The sequence below is a fragment of the Streptomyces sp. BPTC-684 genome (assembly GCF_030028635.1).
Lineage (GTDB): Bacteria > Actinomycetota > Actinomycetes > Streptomycetales > Streptomycetaceae > Streptomyces > Streptomyces noboritoensis.
Genome location: NZ_CP124863.1, coordinates 6,898,235 through 6,917,605, shown reverse-complemented (window position 1 = coordinate 6,917,605; position 19,371 = coordinate 6,898,235). Strand labels below are relative to the sequence as shown.

Genomic DNA, 19,371 nt, shown 5'->3' with positions numbered 1-19,371 from the left:
GGATCCGGATGACGGTGCGGCTACAGGGCTAGGGCCTGGCGCGGGTCAGGTCGCACCTCCCTTCCGCGCACGACCGCCGCAGCCGTCCGGCCGAGACGGTCTCCACGAGGCCGATCGCCCAGCACATCGGGCAGCCGCGCAGCGCGATCAGGCCTACCGGGGCGAGCAGCAGGCTCGCCGGGCCGGTAACCGGCAGCAGGGCCAGGGATCCGGCGAGCGCGCCGAACCCGACGGCACCGCGGGCCAGATGGCGCGGGACGGTGACGCCGGCGAAGCCGCCGCGCGGCGGCGCGTCGCGTGCATCGGCGGAACCGGGCGTGGCGGTGCGTGTCGCCGTGGTCGGGTCATGCGTCATCGTCGGTTCCCCTCGTTGCGGCCGGTTCGTCGCGCAGTGCCTCGCGTACCGCCGAACGGGCCCGGTGCAGGCGGGACTTCATCGCAGCGTTGCTCAGCTGGAGCCGGTCGGCGACCGTGCGGCCGGGCAGGCCCTGGATTTCCCGCATGACCAGCACCTGCCGCTGGTCGTCGGGCAGGGAGGCGACGGCGGCCGCGACGCGTTCGGCTTCCAGGCGCAGCAGGACATCCTCCTCCGCGGACCTTGCGGCGCCGCCGGACGCGTCAACCCGGCCCGACGTGCCGAGCCGGCCGGGCTCGTCGGCCGGTCCGCGGCGGAGCAGTGCGCGGCTGCGGCGCAGGCACTCGTTGCGGACGATACGGAACATCCACGATGCCAGCGCCCCGGAGGCACGCAGCATGCCGATCTTCCGGTAGAGAATGATCAGCGCTTCCTGGGCGGCATCCTCGGCGTCCTGGGGTGTGGCACACAGTGTGTGCGCGAACCGGTGCACGTGCGGGTAGGAGCCGTCCACCAGTGCGGTGAGGGCTGCGACGTCGCCGCGTTGCGCCGCGGCGACCAGGGTCACGCCGGGCCAGGTGCGGTCAGCCACGCTGACGCCTCCGGCGGCGCAGCAGCGTGACGGTGCACGCGCAGAGCAGCAGCGCGGCGGCCGCGGCGGCGATGACGACGGTGGTCATGAGGCCCTCCTGGTGGAGTACGGGGCGGACACGGTCGTCCGCACGCCCATAAGAGGCGCGGTGGGCACGAAAGGATTCACCCCTGCCCACGGACCGGCAGTTCGGGGCGCCTTGGCGCGTACGAGCCACAGGCCACGGTCGAGCCCGGCGGTGACCCACCAGGTGACAGTGCAGCCAAGGTGGCCGCGCCAACAAGGCTTCTGGTGCGCGGGAGTGATGCGTCGGGGGACGTGAACCCGCTGTGCCTGGAGTCTGCGGGCCACGCGGCTGTCGATTGGGAGCTGATCACACGAGAACGGGAAGCGGCTGGCCTCGCCGTGCTCAGCGTTCCCCATCACCAGCTGGAGCGGGGGAAGTTCCACCGTGTCGACCACGACCGACAGATGCTGTCGGCCGTGGAACGGCAGCGTTAGCCCTACGGCACGGCGGCCGCCGCCCGTCGGCTCACTCCTGGGGCAGCGACTCGCGGAGCCTGCGCAGGGAAGCCGTGTTGTTGCCGAACTGGTTGATCGCGGGCGCTCCCCGGTGGGACGGGCCGTAGCCGTGCTTGAGGAAGTTGGCGAACGAACCGCTGGCGCTCAGGTCGACGAAGAAGTGGCGCTCGGGCGCCGGGAAGGCCGACGCCATCAGCTCGTCGAACCGGACGCGCTCGCGGACCACGTCCCAGAGGTAGTTCTCCCGGTGCTCCGGCGCGCCCGGGTCCACGGTCGCCGCGTGCGTGGCGGAGTACAGCGGCAGGCGTGCGGAGCGCAGCGGGACCGCCCGGGCCGCGTCCATGACGTCCGGGCGGATGACGTCCAGGTGCGGGGAGTGGAAGGCCTGGCGGACCGGGAGGCGCACGGCGATCACGCCCTCCCGGTCAAGACCGGCCCGCAGCTCGGCGAGCCGGTCCGCCGCGCCGCTCACCAGGAAGTTGCCGTCGTAGTTGACCCCGGCAAGGGTCACCGCGCCGAACAGGTCGGGCCGGTCCGCGAAGAGCGAGGGCGTGGCCAGGACGCTGAGCATGCCGCCGCCGTCGCCGCGCTCCGCCAGCAGCCGGGCCTGGCGCATCACCAGCCGCAGCCCGTCCTCGAAGTCCATCGACCCGGCGACGGTGGCCGCGATGTACTCCCCGAGGCTGTGGCCGAGGACCGCGTCGGGCCGCACGCCCTCCTCTCGCAGGGTCTCGGTGAGGCTGTAGCCGATGCTGTAGAGCGCCGCGTGCGTGGTGAGGACGGAGTCGTACTCCTTGCCTTTGCGCGCGTCGTCGTAGACCGCGTCCACCAGGGAGGCGCCGCCCGCCGCCCGGTGGGCCGCGCTGCAGCGGTCCAGGGTGCGGCGGAAGGCCGGGTGGGTGTCGTACAGCTCGCGGCCCATCTGGTGGTACTGGGTGCCCTGGCCGCCGTACATGAACACCAGCTCGGTACGCGGCCGGGCGCTGACCACGGGCGCCGGGGGCTCCTCGGCCAGCGGCAGCGGGTCCCTGAGGATCTGGTCGGTCAGTTTGGCCAGGACCCGGCCGGGGCCGATCTCGTGGAAGGTGCGGTACCCCTGGCCGATCAGCCAGGAGATGGACTCGTACCACTTCACGGGGCTGGATATCTGGCGCGTCAGATACTCCGCGTACCCCTGCTTCGGGTAGTAGCGCGCCGTGTAGTTCGCGACGACCGGGATCGTCAGCTCCCGCAGCTCGAACCCGGCGAGGTAGCGGGCGAACTCCTCCTCCACCTGCGTCATGCAGCGCGAGTGGAAGGCCGCGCTCACGTTCAGCGGGATGAAGGCGGCCCCGGCGTCGGTGAAGGCGGTGCGCAGCTCGGGGGCGAACACCTCGTCGTACTCGCCGGAGACGATGCACTGCACGCGCGAGTTGATGTTGGCGATGTCGAGGTTGCGGAACGGCAGGTCCTTGAGGATCTCGTCGACCCGCCGCTGGTCGAGGCGGACGACCGCCGCCATCGCACCCTTGGGCGCCCGGCTCATCAACTCGCCGCGCTTGCGCACCAGTTGGAGCCCGGTGAGGAAGTCGAAGGCACCGGCCGCGAACAGCGCGCAGTACTCCCCCAGGCTGTGCCCGGCCACCACGTCGGGCAGCTCGCCGCCCGCCGTACGGTCCAGATAGGTGAGGGCGTTGACCACGTACAGCGCGGGCTGGGTGTACTCGGTCCTGGCCAGCACCTTGTCCGGGTCGCGCAGGCAGAGCTCCTCGATGGAGTAGCCCAGGCACGCGTCGGCCTGGGCCACCAGCTCCGGGAACTTCTCGAAGAGACCCGCGCCCATGCCCTTGTGCTGCGAGCCCTGGCCGGGGAAGACGTAGACCGATTTCATGAGTAACTCCCGTACGTTCCGAGCCGTTGGCCCAGCAGGGCCGCTGTTTCCCGCAGCAGGTGCTCCGCGACGGCGGCCACCCGGCGCTCGCGCCACTTCTCCAGCGGGGTGTCCCGCACCCAGGCGTTGAACGCGCCCATGGCCGGGCCGCAGTGGATCTGGTAGTCGACCCGCTGCTCCGTACTGCCCGCCATGGCGAGGCGGGTGGAGTGGACGAAGTACCAGCGGAAGACGAGCGCCATCTTCTGCTTGGGGCTGCGCTCGATCTCCGCGAGCCGCTCCGGGAAGCGCCGGGCGACATGGGCCCGGGTCTCCGCCCAGACCTCGTCGATGGAGCGCCGGAAGAACTTCTCCTCCAGTGTGGTGCGCGTCCGTGCGTCCAGGTCGTCGAGCGAGTCGTGGCGCAGATACAGCTCGTACAGCTTCTGGGCGCGCGCCGGGAAGAACAGCCCCTTGCGCACCGCCTGGACCTTCGCGCCGACCTCGAACATGTCCCCGGCGGGCGCGTAGTCGGTGTCGTGGACGCCGAGTTCCTGGAGGATGTCCTTGACGGCGTCGCTGGTGCCCGCCTCGACCGTGCACTGGTTGATGGACCCGGTCACGATGAAGTCGGCGCCCAGGGTGTACGCGGCGAGCGCCGCCTCCGGGGTGCCGATGCCGCCGGCCGCCCCCAGGCGCACCGGTTCCGGGTACCCCTCCTCCTCGCCGATCCGGTCGCGCAGCGCGCGCATGGCGGGCATCAGCACATAGGCGTTGCCGCCGTCGGTGTGGCCCGCCGAGTCGGCCTCGACGCACAGGTCCTGGGCGAGCGGCAGCCGTGCGCCCAGCTCCGCCTGTTCGGCGGTGACCAGGCCGCGCTCGACCAACTCCCGTACGAGTTCGGGCGGCGCGGGCCGCAGGAACCGCTCGGCGACCTCGGCGCGGGACACCTTGGCGACGATGTGGTGGTCCTGGACCACGTTTCCGGCCGCGTCGCGCGAGAGCCCGGCGAGCCGGTAGCGCACCAGCGGCTGCGTGGGGCGGATGTAGGCGGACGCCTCGACCGTGCGCACGCCGTGGCGCAGATACAGCTCCACGGTGCGCATCTCCAGGTCGGGCTCCTGCGGGTTGCTCAGCAGGTTCACGCCGAACGCCTGGCCCTGGTCGAGCTCCCGGCGGATCCGGGTCAGGGCGTCGTCGATGGTGTCCAGGCCGAGGCCGCCGGTGCCGAAGAAGGAGAGCAGCCCGGCCCGGCCCATCGCGGTGACCAGCTCGACCGAGGCGATGCCCTTGTACATCGCGCCCGCCGCGTAGGTGTACCGGACGCCGTGCGCCTCGCGGAACCGCGCGTTCCCGAGTGCCTCGGGCGGCACGGTGAATTGCATGGGGGCCTCGGTGGGTCGGGGGGTTTCGACGGGCTGGGGTGTGGTGTCCAGGGGCTCGGCCGGGGCCGCCTCCCACGGGAACACGCCCTCCTCCGCGTACCGCTGGATGGCCCGGACGTTCTCCGGGTCCTCGAAGACCAGGCGGTTGGTGGCCAGCGCCGCGCTCTTGGCGTGCTCGGTCACCGGCGACAGCTCGCGCAGATACGCCTTGTACCGCGTGACCGCCTTCTTCGACAGCCGCCCGAGCCGCTGGAGGTGGGTGCGCAGCAGCGCCTCGCTGTCCGGGCCGTACGCGTCGACGAGCCCCCACTCGCAGGCCCGCGCCGCGTCGGCGGTGCGGGTCGTGGCGGCGAGGTAGTGGGCGTGCTGGAAGCCGGTGCGGCGGATCAGGAACGGGAGCACCACGGCCGGTATCAGGCCGAAGAGCAGCTCGGAGAGGCTGAACGTGGCGCTCTCGTCGGCGATCACCACATCGCTGGCGGCGACCAGGCCGACCCCGCCCGCGTTCGCCTTGCCGCGCACGTGCGCGACCGAGAGGAAGTCGCCGTACGCGAGGAGGCGGAACAGGTCGAACAGCGGCTCGGGGTCGGCCGCCGTGCGCCCGCCCTCCCGTACCGCCTCGCCGATCGCCCCGAAGTCGGCGCCGAAGCAGAACACTTCGGGCAGCCCTTCGAGCACCACCACGGTGGCGGACGAGCGCGAGGCGCGGGTCAGGACCTCGGTGAGCTCGCGCACCAGGGTCTCGTTGAGCGCGTTGTCGGCCTCGGGCCGGTGGATCCGCACGTACCAGGTGGTGCCCTGCTCGCGCAGCCGCAGCGTGGTGGGGGCCGGTCCGTCCGTCAGCCCACCCATGCGTACTCCCGGTGGTAGTTCCTGATCTCCCGCAGGACGAGCCGGGGCCCGCTGCCGTTGCCGGTCGCGGCGACGAGGTCCTGGTCGACGGCCGCGTCGCGGGTGCCGAAGCGGATGAAGTCGCGGTCGCTCAGCAGCCGGTCGTACTCGTCCAGGGAGAGCCGGTAGCGGCCGTCCAGATGGGCCCCGATGGCCATCTCCTTCAGCCGGGCGGCCCCGTCCGGGGTGACCACGCCGCTGTAGAACTCGGAGCAGCAGCCCGACCCGTAGGAGAAGCAGCCCAGGCGCCGGGGCGCGTCGAAGCCGCCGTTGCAGACGGTGCTCGCCAGCGACAGGAAGACGGTCGCGCCCATGATGTTGCCGACGCGGCCGCAGTACTCCAGGCCCGGCATCACCCGGCGCTCGAAGTCCTCGGCGATCTCGGCGCCCTTCGTTTTGGCGACCTTGCGCATCATCGTGCGGTGGGCGCCCTTGACCATGCCGCCGAAGGGGGTGTGGAAGGCGAGGTACTGGAAGGAGTCGCGGTAGTCGGCGCCCGCCACCTTCTTCTCGTACGCCCGGTAGGACTGCTCGCAGCAGTCCAGGTACGACATCAGGGACAGGTCGACGTCGCCGGACTCGCTGTCGGGGGCCGGACGGCAGGTGTCCATGACCTCGTAGCCGTAGTAGCCGCTGGCGCCCACGTCGAGCTGGAAGACGTGCGGGGTGTCGCTGATCAGCATGGCGACCGCGCCTGCGCCGCCGCTGGGCTCGGCGTACGCCCACTCCTGGGCGGCCGCCTCGTCGCCGTCCTCAAGGAGGTAGCGGGAGATGTCGGTGGCGATGACCAGCGCCTTCGCCCCCGGCGACGTCTGCGACAGGATGAAGTTGCAGGCCATCTGGAACCCGGCGGTGCCCGCGTAGCAGGCCTGCTTGAGCTCGAACATCCGGCAGTTGCGGCTCAGGCCCAGCTGGTCGTGGAGGTAGGTGCTGGTCGACTTGGAGAAGTCGATGCCCGACTCGGTGCAGGTGATCAGCAGCTCGATGCTGTCCTTCTCCTCGGCGCTCAGCCGGTCGAGGAGCGGCCGGGCGGCGTTGGCGCCGAAGGTCACCGGGTCCTCGAAGGGCAGCGCCACGGTCTTCTCCCTCATCAGGAGGTTCTCCAGGCGCGGGAGGTCGAGCCCCCGGTGCTGCGCCAGTGCCTCGACGTCCAGCACTGCCGAGCCGCCAAACACGTTCATCGCTTCGATACCGACGCGGGACATGACCTTACGCTCTCCGTGATTCGCACTTGCTCATGCAAAGTGCCGTGTTGATACCGCCGAATCCCATGCTCAGGCTCAGGCAGTGGCCGACCTCGGCCTCGACGGCCTCGCCGCGCACCCAGCGCAGCCGGTCGTCGATGGGCTCCACCAGATTGCGGGTGGGGTGCAGCCTGCCGTGCCGCATCTGGAGCAGCGCGGCGACCGCCTCCACCGCCCCGGCCGCGGTGAGTCCGTGCCCGGTGATCGACTTGGTGGCGTTGACCCGGGCCCGGGTGAGCCCACTGGCCAGCAGCGCGTCGGCCTCGGTACGGTCGCCGACCGGCGAGGCCGTGCCGTGCGGGTTGACGTAGTCGATGTCGGCGGCCGTCAGCCCGGCCCGCTCCAGGGCCTGCCCGATCGCCCGCACCTCGCCCTCCAGGGACGGGTTCGGGTTGCGGTTGCCGTCCAGCTGGACCGACCAGCCGGTCAGCGCCGCGTACGGCTCGGCGGGCGCCGGGCGGGCGCCGACGCGCTCGACGACCAGCGCGCCGCACGCCTCGCCGAAGACGAAGCCGCCCCGGCCCGCGTCGAACGGACGGCAGGCCAGCTCCGGCGCCTCGGCGCAGGACTCCGGCGCCATCGCGCCCATGGCGTGCAGGCCCAGGTACTCCCAGTACGAGAGGTCCATCAGGGCGCCCACCGCCACGCACACGTCGACCCGGCCGGACGCCACCGCCTCGGCCGCCTCGATGACCGCCAGCTGGCCGCTGGCCGAGGCCCCGCCCACGGTGTGGGCGAAGCCGCGGATGCCGAAGGCCGCCGTGGCGAGCCCGCACAGATCGGTGTCCAGGAAGGACATTCCGTAACTGGGCCGCAGGAAGCGGGGCTTGGCGCGGTGGCGGTCCTGGGCGAGGGTGAGCTCGCGCTGCTGGAGGTTGCTGCCTCCGACGACCAGGCCGATGCGCTCGGCGGGGACCTCGTCGAGGCGCGCCTCGCTCCACGCCTCCTCCAGGGTGGCCAGCAGGACCTGGCCGGTCAGGGAGACGGTCCGCAGCTCGCGTGCGGCCAGCCGGTTCGTCGGCGCGAAGGCGGGGATCTCCGCGCCGACGAACCGGGTGTCGGCCTGGCGGCCGGGCCGCTCCATGACGGCGAACCGGTGCGCCCCGGTGAACAGCGCCTCGGCGAAGGCGGCCTTGCCCTGGCCGACGGCCGTGGTGACCCCCAGCCCGGTCACGGCGATCTCGGGCACGTTAGCGGGCCACCTCGGTCTTGTCGGCGAGGTGCCGGGCGAGCTCGCCCAGGTTCTGCGGGCCGAACGTGTCGACCAGCGGAATCTCCAGGTTCATCGCCTCAAGGACGATCATGACGATCTCGGCGCGGTCCATCGAGTTGGCACCGAGCGCCTCCAGCGAGTCGGTCTCCTGGAAGTCGTGCCCGTCGAGCTCCGGCAGGACCTCGACGATCGCCTCGTGGATCAGGGGGAGGATTTCTTCGCTCTTCATAGTCACACCATCACTAGGGGAAACAGGGGAAACAGAGGGAACACGGGAACAGGAATCGGTGGGGACGGGGCAGGGGGACGGCCGGTCACAGCTCCGCGTCGGCCGCGGCCGCCCGTAGTTCGGCCAGGTCCGCCCCGGGGTTCGCGACGATCTTCAGCAGCAGCCGCTCGTACAGCGCGGCCATCCGCTCGGCCGTCCGCCGCGCGAACAGATCGGTGCTGTACTCCAGATAGCCGTTCAGGCCCGCCGGAGTCTCCCGCACCACCAGGTTGAGGTCGAACTTCGCCACCCCGGCGTCCGAGGGGACCGGCAGCGTGGCGAACTCCGGCACGGGTGCCTCCTCGCCCGGCGGCGTCGGCGCGGGCGCCGGGATCAGGTTGAACATCGCCTGGAACAGCGGCGAGTGCGCCGGATCGGGCTCGGCGACCAGCTCCTGGGCGAGCCGCGCGAACGGCACGTCCTTGTGCTCGTGCGCCTCGGCCGTGATCCGCTTGGCCCGGGCCAGGAGCTCGTCGAAGCTCCGCTCCCCGGCCGTGTCGAGCCGCAGCACCAGCACATTGATGAAGTAGCCGATCAACTGCTCCAGGGCCGGGTCCGGGCGGTTGGTCACCGGCGAGCCGATGGCCGCCTCGCGGTCCTCGCTGTACGCGCCGAGCAGCACCGCGAACGCCGACAGGAGCGTCATGTAGAGCGTGACGCCTCGCTCCTGGCCGTACCGCCGCAGCTGTACGAGCAGCTCGGCCGGGACGTTCACCGCGACCGTCGAGCCCCGGTGGGACTTGACGGCGGGGCGGCGGTAGTCGGTGCGCAGCGAGAGGCAGGCGGGCAGCCCGGCCAGCTGACCGCGCCAGTACGCCTCCTGCCGGGCGAGCTCCGCCGCGTCGACCGCGCGGTGCTGCCAGTGCGTGAAGTCGGCGTACTGGAGCGGCAGTTCGGGCAGCTCCGGCTCGGCGCCCCGGCGCAGCGCCGCGTACACCGTGTTCAGCTCGGTCAGGAAGACGCCGGTGGACCAGCCGTCGAAGATGCCCCACGGGCGGGTGACGACGGCGATGTGCTCGTGCGGCGACAGCGTCAGCAGGTGCACCCGCAGCATGTGGCGGTCCTGCGGCGCGAACGGCCGGGCACGCTCGGCCCGCAGCCACTCGGCGGCCGCCGCGTCCCCGGGCATCTCCTCGAAGGCGACGGCGAAGCCGCCGGCGTCGTTGACCTGCTGGACGTAGGCCCCGTCGCGCAGGACATAGCTGGTGCGCAGCACCGCGTGCCGGGCCACCAGCGCCTCGAAGGCGCGGGCGTAGGCGGCGCGGTCCAGGGTGCCGACGATCCGGTAGGCCATCTGCACGTTGTCGTACGCCGTGCCCAGGTGCTCGCGGTGGTCGAGGAACCACAGCTCGCTCTGCTGGAGGGAGAGCGGCGCACTCGGGGCGCTCGCGCCGGGCGCGGGCAGCGGCAGTGCCACCGGCCCGTCCGCCGGGGACTCCAGGGCCGCCGCCATCTCCTGGACGGTGGCGCCGCCCAGGATCACCTGGAGCGGAAGGTCCTTGCCGGTCTCCTGCTTGACCCGGATGGTGAGCCGGGTGGCGAGCAGCGAGTGGCCGCCCAGTTCGAAGAAGCCGTCCTCCAGACCGACCCGGCCCAGACCCAGCACGTCCTCGACCAGACGGCACAGCGTCCGCTCGGTCCCGGTGCGCGGGGCGACGTAGACCTCCTTGTGGACGTCGCTCTCGTCCGGGGCGGGCAGCGCCTTCTTGTCGACCTTGCCGTTGGTGGTGATCGGCAGCTCTTCGAGCGCCACGAACACGCTGGGCACCATGTATTCGGGCACCCTGGCCGACAGGTGCTCGCGCAGCACCCGGGTCATGGCCTGGCCCATCCGGGCCACCTGCGGGGCGTTGGCGAGCCGCGGGCGGCGGTAGGCGCCGCGCGCCCGCACCCGGGGCAGCTCCCCCTTGCCGAGGACGAGGTCGAGGCCGTCGGGGCGGTCCTGCGACCAGGTCACGGCGACCCGGTGGCCGAGCTCCTCCGCGTGGCGCAGGGCCGCCTCCAGCTCGCGCACCCGCTCGGTGGCCGCCGCGGACAGGCGGATGCCGCCCGGCAGCGGGTCGACCTGGCGGTTGGCGGGCCAGCACGTGAGCCCCTCGGCCACCAGGACGTCGTCCTCGATGCGCGGGTTGGTCAGGCCGGTGACGCCGAAGCGCTCGGGCACCTCGCCCGCGAGCAGCGCGCGCAGCGCCTGCGGCGAGTCGGCCTCCAGCCACGGCAGCGGCTCGGCGGGCGCGCTCGCGCCCTTGGTGAGGACCACGTCGTAGCGGTAGCTGAGCATCTCGTTGTCGCCCAGGCCCCGCTTGACCATCAGGTCGACGGCGCCCAGCTCCGGGAAGCGCTCGCCCAGGCCCGCGAAGAAGGTCGGGCTGACCAGCAGCTCGCCTTCTTGGCGGCGGCGGCGCTGGACCTGGGCGGCGAGCGCCCCGGCCGGGGTGCGCACCTGCGTACGGCTGCGCTCCATCGCGCCGAGGTGCGCGGAGAACAGGTCGAGGTTGCGGACGTCGCCGATCAGGATGCGGCCGCCGTCCTCGACGAGCGGCAGGATCCGGGCGACGGCCTCTTCCAGGTAGACCCGGTTGGGGAAGTACTGGACGACGGAGTTGAGGACGACCGTGTCGAACGTGGTGCCTTCCGGTGCCGTCACCGACAGGGCGTCGCCCTGGCTCAGGGTGACGTGCGACCAGCCGCGCCGCTCGGCGCCGCGCTCGACCCCGGCGAGCGCCGAGGCGGAGATGTCGACGGCGTGCACCGACTCGCAGGCGCCCGCATAGCGGTAGAGAAGCAGTCCGGTGCCGCAGCCGATCTCCAGAAGGCGCCGGGGCCGCAGCTCCTCGATCTGGGCCACCGTGCCGTCGATCCACTCGCGCATCTCGTGCTCGGGGATGAGCTCGCCGGTGTAACTGCTGTTCCAGCCCACCAGGTTGAGCTCGGCGTCGGTGGCGTCGGCGGTCGCGTCGTCGGCCGCCGCGTACTGGTCCTCGAAGAGCTTCTGCCACTGGCCGAGGTGTTCGGCGTTCTGCTCCTCGGCGGCCGTGTCCAGCCAGGCGTCCGTGGGGCGGACGTAGGCGACGAGCTTCTTGGTGTCGCCGCTGTCGCGGGTGGTGACGACGGCGCTGTGCACCGAGGGGTGGGTGTGCAGCGCGCTCTCGATCTCGCCGAGCTCGACGCGGAAGCCGCGCACCTTCACCTGGTCGTCGATCCGGCCGACGAACTCCAGGGCGCCGTCGGGCAGTCGGCGCACCAGGTCGCCGGTGCGGTACAGGCGCGCACCCGGGGCGTCGGAGAAGGGGTCGGCGACGAACTTCTCCCCGGTCAGCGCGGGGTTGCCGAGGTAGCCGCGCGCCACGCCCGCGCCGCCCACGCACAGCTCGCCGACCACCCCGCACGGCACAAGGCGCAGTCCGGGGCCGGTGACGTGGGCGGTGGCCTGGCCGATGGGGCGGCCGATCGGGATCGGCGCGTCCTCGGCCAGGTCGCGCGGGATCTCGTGGCAGGTGGAGGCGATGCTGTTCTCGGTGGGGCCGTAGGCGTTGACGACGGTCAGGCCCGGGTGCGCCGTGTACAGCGTGCGCACGTCGCGGGCGGAGAACGCCTCGCCGCCCACGCCCAGATAGGCCAGCGGCAGCGTGCGGTGGCGGGAGGCCTCGGCGAACGCGGGCAGGAACGCGGCCGACAGCGCCATCATGGTGACCCCGGAGCGCTCCACCCGGTCCAGGAGCTGTCCGACGTCCTTGGAGTCGCCGTCGTGCAGCACCAGCCGGCCGCCGTTGAGCAGCGGGCCGAGCACCTCCTGCGAGCCGACGTCGAAGGAGATCGACGAGTGGTGCAGCACCACGGTGCGCTCGTCGGTCGGGAAGTACTCCCGGTTGCGCACCAGCCGCACCACACCGCGCTGCTCGACGAGCACGCCCTTGGGCACACCCGTGGAGCCCGAGGTGAAGATCACGTACGCCAAGTGGTCCGGGGTGAGGCCGAGTTCGGCGCGCGAGAGGTTGTGGTCGGGGCGGTCCGCGAGGACCTGGACGCCGTCCGCCGCCCGCTCCCCCGTGTCCAGGTGCAGCACGTCCGTGCCGTCGAGCACGGCGCCCGGCAGATGCGACTGGCTGAGCACCAGGGTGACGCCGGAGCTCTCGATGAGCGTACGGATGCGGGCCTCGGGGTAGCCGGGGTCGATCGGCACATAGGCGCCGCCCACCTTGAGGATGCCGAGCAGACCGGCGACGAGCTCGGGCGAGCGCTCGGCGCACAGTCCCACCAGCGTGTCCGGGCCGACCCCCCGCTCGCGCAGCTCGTGGGCGACGCGGTTGGCACGGGCGTTGAGCTCGGTGTAGCTGAGCACGGTGGCGCCGTGCTCGACGGCGACGGCGTCGGGCCGCCGCTCCACCTGCTCCTCGAACAGCTCGAAGAGACAGCTGTCCTGCGGATACGGGTGCGCGGTGGCGTTCCAGTCGGTGAGCAGCCGGCGGCGCTCGGGCGCGGGCAGGATGTCGACGGCGAGCGCCTCGGTGCTCGCGCCGCCGTCGGTGGCCAGCGCGGTGACGATGCCGGTCAGCGCCGCTTCGAGGTAGCCGATGAGCGCGTCGGGCGACAGCGAGGCGTCGACCTGGGCGTTGAGGGAGAGCTCGGTGCCGATGTCGTCGATGGACAGGCCTACGGGATAGTTGGTGCGGTCGACCGAGCCGAGCCAGCGCACGCCCTGGGCGTCGGTGCCGGTGGGGGCGTCGTCGTCGCGGCCGGGCTCGAAGTGCCGGAAGTTGATCATCGAGCTGAAGAGCGGGACGTCGCCCTCCACGCCGCTGCACCGCTGGGCGGCGATCAGCGAGCTCTGCTCGTACGTGATCAGCTCCTTGAGCGCGGAGTCGACCTCGGCGACCAGCTCGCCCACGGTGCGCCCGGCCAGGCGCACCCGCAGCGGCAGGGTGTTGATGAAGTTGCCCAGCATCCGCTCCACGCCGGGCACGCCCTGGAGGCGGCCCGACAGGACGGTGCCGAACACCACGTCGTCGCGGCCGCTGCACGCCGCCACCACCACGGACCAGGCCGCGTGGCAGAGGGCTGCCGGGCTGGTGCGCAGCCGCTGGGCCTCCGCGCGCAGATCGCGGGTCAGGCCCGGCGCCAGCGAGCGGCGCAGATCGCGCACCCCGCGCCCGTCGCCGCGCACATCGCTCAGGCCGAAGGGCGCGGTCGACTCGGTGACGTCGCCGAGCCGCTCCCGGAAGAACGCCTCGGCGTCGTCCGAGGCCAGCCGGTGCAGGGTGTGGGCGACGAAGTCGCGGTAGGGCGCGGGCGGCGCGAGGCGGTCGACCCGCCCCGACATGTGGGTGACGAGCTCGTCGAGGATGAGGCGCAGCGAGGTCGCGTCCTCGATGAGGTGGTGGGCGCTCAGCAGCAGGAACCGCCGTGCGGAGTACGGGTCCTGGGCGATCGCCAGCTTCAGCAGCGGGGCCCGGCCGAGCGTCATCCGCCCGGGCTGCTCCAGCAGGGCGCGCGCCTGCTCCTCGGCGTCGCGGTCCGGGTCGAGCGTGACGTGCTCGACGGGCAGCTGGGCGGTGCGGTGGACGACCTGGACGGGCTCGGGCAGCCCCGCCGTCAGCACGGCGGTGCGCATCACGTCGTGCCGGTCGACGAGCGACTGGAGCGCGGCGGCGAACGCGTCCCCGGCGGCCGCGTCCTCGGCGGCCAGCAGGATCGGGATGACGTACGGGTCGTTGTCGGGATCCATCAGGTGATGGAAGAGGATGCCCTCCTGCGAGGGCACCAGCGGGTAGACGTCCTGCACGTTGGGCGCCCCGCCGGGCACGGTCGCCACCACCGCGTCGAGCTGCGCCTGGGTGAGGTCCACCAGCGGCAGCATCGCGGGGGTGATCCGCTCGCAGGCCTCCGGTATGAGGTTGGGCGGGACGGCGAAGTCGGCGCGCGCCTCCGCGCTGTCGATCTCCGCCGCGAGCAGCGCCAGCGTCGGGGCGTTGAACACCGCCCGTACGGTGACGGCGAGGCCGTGCTCCTTGAGGCGGGCGATCAGGACGGTGATGAGCAGCGAGTGGCCGCCCAGCGCGAAGAAGTTGTCCTCGGCGCTGATCTTCTCCCCGTCGAAGCCGAGCAGCTCGGCCCAGACGTCCGCGAGCAGCTGCTCGGTGCCGGGGCGCGGGGCGACGTAGGCGCGCTGGGCGTAGGCGTCGATGCCGGGGGCGGGCAGGGCCTTGCGGTCGAGCTTGCCGTTGGCGGTGACGGGCAGCGCGTCCAGGACCACGAAGGCACTGGGCACCATGTAGTCGGGCAGGGCGCGCTCCAGGTGCGCGGCGAGCTCGGTCCGGTGGTCGGCGAGCTCGCCCTCCAGGACCGTGTACGCCACCAGCTGCGGGCTGCCGGGCTTGTCCTCGCGGACGACCACGACGCAGGCGCGCACCGCGGGGTGCTGGGCGAGGCGGTGCTCGATCTCGCCGAGCTCGATGCGGTGGCCGCGCAGCTTGACCTGGTCGTCGAGGCGCCCGAGGAACTCCAGGGTGCCGTCGGCGAGCCGCCGCACCAGATCGCCCGTCTGGTACATCCGGGCGCCCGGGGCACCGTCGAACGGGTTGGGCACGAACCGCTCGCGGGTCAGGTCCGGGTTGTTGAGGTAGCCGCGCGCGAGCCCGGCCCCGGCGATGTACAGCTGGCCCACGCACCCGATGCCCCGCGGCTTCAACGCCTCGTTCAGGACGTGCAGTTGGATGTTGTGGATGGGGCTGCCGATGGGGACCGTGCGCAGCGGCCGGTCGGCCGGGCAGGTCCAGTGGCTGACGTCGACGGCCGCCTCGGTGGGGCCGTACAGATTGTGCAGCGGGGCGGGGTGCAGCGCGTAGTGCCGGGCACAGAGATCGCCGGGCAGGGCCTCGCCGCTGCAGAACACCTGGCGCACCGAGGCGCAGTCGGCCCAGCCCGCCTCCTCCACGACCGAGCGGAGCATCGACGGCACGAAGTGCAGCGTGGTGACGCCGGTGCGGCGGATGAGGGAGACGAGGTAGGCGGGGTCCTTGTGGCCCTCGGGCTCGGCGACGACCAGTCGCGCGCCCGCCATCAGCGGCCAGAAGAACTCCCACACCGACACGTCGAAGCTGAACGGCGTCTTCTGCAGGACGACGTCGTCCTCGCCCAGGTCGTAGGTGTGCTGCATCCACTCGATGCGGTTCACCGCCGCGCGGTGCTCGATCATCACGCCCTTGGGGCGGCCGGTGGAGCCGGAGGTGTAGATGACGTACGCCAAGTGGCCCGCGTTGAGGCCGAGTTCGGCCGCGTCGAGGTTGTCCTCGCCGAGGCCGGTGAGCTCCTCGCCCGCGTGCGCGACCCGTCCCTCGGCGTCGACGGTGAGCAGGTGCTTCACCCCGGACACCGCCTCGGTGTCCAGGTGCGGCTGGGTGAGGACGACCTCGACGCCGGAGCTCTCGACCACGTACGCGGTGCGCTCGGCGGGATGGGTGGGCTCGATGGGCAGATAGGCGCCGCCCGCCTTCTGGATGCCGAGGATCGCGGCCACCATCTCCGCCGAGCGCTCCATGCGCAGGCCGACCACGGTGTCCGGGCCGACGCCGTGGCGCCGCAGGGCGTGCGCGAGGCGGTTGGCGCGGGCGTTGAGCTCGGCGTAGCTGAGCGCGTCCGCGCCGAAGACGACGGCGGTGCGCTCGGGGTGGCGCGCCACCGCCGCCTCGAACAGCTCGTGCAGACAGCTCTCGTCGGAGAAGGGGTGGCTGGTGTCGTTCCACCCGGTGAGGACCTGGTGGCGCTCGGCCTCGTCGAGCGCGGAGAGCTTGGATATCCGTGCGCCGGGCTCGTCGGCGACGGCCGCGAGCAACCGGGTGTAGTGGGCGATGAAACGCCGCACGGTCGCGCTCTCGTAGAGGGCGGTGGTGTACTCGACCGCGCCGACCAGCCCGTCCGGCGTCTCGCGCAGATCCAGGGTGAGGTCGAACTTGGTGATGTCGAAGTCGAACTCGATCAGCGACACGTCGAGCGCGCCGAGCCGGACCTCGCGCTCGGACTGCGCCTCCTGGAGCACGAACATGGTCTGGAAGACCGGCGAGTGGCTGAGGCTGCGCTCCAGGTTCAGCGCGTCCACCACCGCCTCGAACGGCACGTCCTGGTGGTCGTAGGCCTGCAGCGCGCCCTCCTTGACCCGGGCGAGCAGCTCGGGGAAGGACGGGTCGCCGGACAGGTCGGTGCGCATGACCAGGGTGTTGGCGAAGAACCCGATGAGGCCCTCGGCTTCCAACCGGTTGCGGTTGGCCACCGGAGTGCCCACCGCGATGTCGCTCTGGCCGGTGTACTGGTGCAGGGCCAGCGCGTACACCGCGAGGAGCGTCATGTAGAGCGTGACGTCGTGCCGCTCGCTCACCTCGCGCAGCCGCCGCAGCAGCTCGGGCGGGCAGCTGAACCGCTCGTGCCTGCCCTGGTACGTCTTGATCTCGGGGCGCGGCAGGTCGGCGGGGAGGGTCAGCCGGGCGTCGACCCCGGCGAGCCGCTCCTTCCAGTAGCCGACCTGGCGCTCCTGCACCTCGTCGACCAGCCACTGGCGCTGCCAGTGCGCGTAGTCCGCGTACTGGACCGGCAGCTCGTCGAGCGGCGACTCGGCGCCCGCGCAGTACGCCTCGTACAGCGCGACCAGGTCGCGGAAGAAGACGCCGAGCGACCAGCCGTCACAGACGCTGTGGTGCATGGTGACCAGCAGGACGTGCGCCCGCTCGGACTCGCGCAGCAGGCGGACCCGGATCAAAGACTCGCGCGCCAGGTCGAAGGGCGCGACCGCCTCGCGCTCGCACACGCCCGCCAGCTCGGCCGGGTCGTCGAGCTCCTCGTAGGCCACGGCGAAGTCGCCGCCGTCGCCGATCTCCTGGTACGGGACGCCGTCGCGCTCCACGAACCGGGTGCGCAGCACCTCGTGGCGGCGGACGATCTCGGCCAGCGCCCGCTGGAGCGCGGGGCGGTCGAGGGGGCCGCTGAGCCGCAGCGCCATCGGGATGTTGTAGTACGCGCTGGTCCCGTCCAGCTGGGCCAGGAACCACAGCCGCTGCTGGGCGAAGGAGAGCCGCACCGGCTCGGTCGCGGACCGGGGGTGCCTGGGGATGGTGTCGAGCGCGGAGAGGTCCACGCCCTGCTTGCGCAGCAGCGCGATCAGGGCGCGCTGCCGCTTGGCGGGCAGCGACCTGATCTTCTTGATCAGGTCGGCGCTGTCTTCGTTCACAGTGGTCATCGTCGGCCCCGGGTTTCCTGGTTCTGGCTTTCCAGAGCGTCCAGCTCTTCGTCGCTCATGCTCTCGATCAGACCGAGGCTCTCGCGGATCCTATCCACGTCGAGCAGGCCCTCCTCCCCGCCCGCGGGCGCATGTCGCTCCAGCTCAGCGGCCATGCCGGCGAGCGTCGGGGCGTCGAAGACGACCTGGATGGGCAGGTCCGCGCCGCTCTGCTGCTTGAGGCGGTTCACCAGCCGGGTCACGAGCAGCGAGTTGCCACCGAGGGCGAAGAAGTTGCTGTCCACGCCCAGCTGCTCCACGTCGGTGTGCAGCAGTTCGGCCCAGACGGCCGCGACGGCGCGCTCGGTCCCGGTGCGGGGCGCGACAAGGCGCTCGCCCCGGCCGCGGGTGCTCTCGGGGTCGGGCAGCGCCCGGTGGTCCAGCTTGCCGTTCTGGGTGAGCGGCAGCGCTTCGAGCAGGACCTGGGCGGCCGGGACCATGTACTCGGGCAGGGCCTCGGCCAGGGCTGTGCGGACGTCGTCCAGCAGGGGGGTGCGCGCCGACCAGCGCGGCGCGGCCTGCTGCTCGCCGGACTCGGGCGCGCGGGCGCCCTCCTCGCGGATCGCGTACACGTTGTAGAGCGGGGTGCCCTGGAGCAGCCGGTTGTCCTGCTCGCTGACCACCCGGTAGCCGAGCGCCCGCAGCAGGGTCTCCACCTTCTCCAACTGGCCGTCCACGTCGTGGAGTTCCACCACCAGCTGGCGGATCTTGGGCCAGTCGCGCCAGTGGATGCCCTTGAGCACCTCGTACTCGGCGTTCTCCACGTCGATCTTCAGCAGGTCGATGCGGTCCAGGCCCTGCTCGGCGACGATCTCCGAGAAAGTGCGCAGCTGACAGGTGAACCGCTCGCTGTCCAGGCGCGCGTCGACCAGCTCGGCCACCAGCTCGTCACCGGCGACCGTGCCGTCCTCGGTCAGCTCCTCCTGGTTGCGCAGATAGGAGCGGACCATCTCGTGCGCCTGCTCGGCGGTGGTGACGCTGCTGGAGATGACGGTGTTGTGGCGGTAGAAGGTGAACGTCTCCTCCTTCGCCTCCGCCGCCAGACCGCACGCGAACACCTGGGCGTTCAGCCCGTGCAGCTCCACGTTGCGGCGCAGCGAGTCGAAGACCGGCGGGATCGGCTCGAAGGCGAGGATGCGCGCGCCGGGGCAGCGCGTCCCCGCGAACAGGGTGAACATGCCGATGTTGGCGCCGACGTCGACGATGGTGTCGCCGTCGCGGATGGTGATGCCGTTGCGCAGGTATTCGAGGTTGGTGAAGATCTCCTCGTAGACGAAGTCCGTCTCGCTGCGGTTCTGCTGGAACACCGTCATGCCGTTGGGCAGTTCGTACGTCCGCTCCAGCGCCTCGGGTTCGGTGCGCTCGATCCGCAGCAGCTCGCGCACCGCGTGCGCGCGCTCGGCCGAGGGCACGACGTAGGACACCAGGCGCCGGTCGTGCTCGCCGTACTCGCGCACGACCACGCGCGCGTCCTCGACGCCGGGGTGGGCCAGCAGCTTCGCCTCGATCTCGCCGAGTTCGATGCGGAAGCCGCGCACCTTCACCTGGTCGTCGTTGCGGCCCAGGTACTCCAGGGTGCCGTCGGGCAGCACCCGGGCCAGGTCGCCGGTGCGGTACATGCGGGCGCCGGGCTCGGGGCAGAACGGGTCGTCGAGGAAGCGTTCGGCGGTCAGCTCGGGCCGGTTGAGGTAGCCGCGGGCCACCCCGTCGCCGCCGACGTACAGCTCGCCGACCGCGCCGACGGGGGCGGGCCGCCCGTGCCGGTCCAGGACGTAGGTGCGCAGGTC

9 protein-coding genes (1 of these 9 running past the window's edge) are annotated in these 19,371 nt (G+C 72.1%); all 9 read right to left on the bottom strand.

The window, feature by feature from the left end; all coding sequences use genetic code 11:
• Positions 1-28: 28 nt before the first annotated feature.
• Complete coding sequence (locus QIY60_RS30755) at positions 29-355, bottom strand: hypothetical protein (protein ID WP_283145445.1); 327 nt, start codon at positions 353-355, stop codon at positions 29-31.
• Positions 345-947, bottom strand: a complete 603-nt coding sequence (locus QIY60_RS30750) for a sigma-70 family RNA polymerase sigma factor (RefSeq protein ID WP_283145444.1) — start codon at positions 945-947, stop codon at positions 345-347. The genes QIY60_RS30755 and QIY60_RS30750 overlap by 11 nt, the downstream gene beginning before the upstream one ends.
• Positions 948-1,479: 532 nt before the next feature.
• Positions 1,480-3,339 carry an ACP S-malonyltransferase gene (gene fabD / locus QIY60_RS30745; protein ID WP_283145443.1) on the bottom strand — a complete coding sequence of 620 codons (1,860 nt, stop codon included), beginning with the start codon at positions 3,337-3,339 and terminating at the stop codon, positions 1,480-1,482.
• Positions 3,336-5,555, bottom strand: a complete 2,220-nt coding sequence (locus tag QIY60_RS30740) for an enoyl-CoA hydratase/isomerase (RefSeq protein ID WP_283145442.1) — start codon at positions 5,553-5,555, stop codon at positions 3,336-3,338. The genes fabD and QIY60_RS30740 overlap by 4 nt, the downstream gene beginning before the upstream one ends.
• Entirely contained in the window at positions 5,543-6,799 is a 1,257-nt protein-coding gene (locus tag QIY60_RS30735; protein ID WP_283145441.1) for a hydroxymethylglutaryl-CoA synthase family protein, read from the bottom strand. The genes QIY60_RS30740 and QIY60_RS30735 overlap by 13 nt, the downstream gene beginning before the upstream one ends.
• Positions 6,800-6,803: 4 nt before the next feature.
• On the bottom strand, positions 6,804-8,027 hold the full coding sequence (locus QIY60_RS30730) for a beta-ketoacyl synthase N-terminal-like domain-containing protein (protein WP_283145440.1): 1,224 nt from the start codon (positions 8,025-8,027) through the stop codon (positions 6,804-6,806).
• A 1-nt stretch (position 8,028) separates the two neighbouring features.
• On the bottom strand, positions 8,029-8,280 hold the full coding sequence (locus QIY60_RS30725) for an acyl carrier protein (protein WP_283145439.1): 252 nt from the start codon (positions 8,278-8,280) through the stop codon (positions 8,029-8,031).
• Between the two features lie 85 nt (positions 8,281-8,365).
• Positions 8,366-17,545, bottom strand: coding sequence for a non-ribosomal peptide synthetase (locus tag QIY60_RS30720; protein WP_283145438.1), 9,180 nt, complete (start codon positions 17,543-17,545; stop codon positions 8,366-8,368).
• Positions 17,542-19,371: the final stretch of a non-ribosomal peptide synthetase gene (locus tag QIY60_RS30715; protein ID WP_283145437.1), read on the bottom strand. It continues 5,742 nt past the right edge of the window; only the last 1,830 of its 7,572 coding nucleotides appear in the window; its start codon lies beyond the right edge, outside the window; it ends in the stop codon at positions 17,542-17,544. Before QIY60_RS30715 ends, QIY60_RS30720 begins: the two co-directional genes overlap by 4 nt.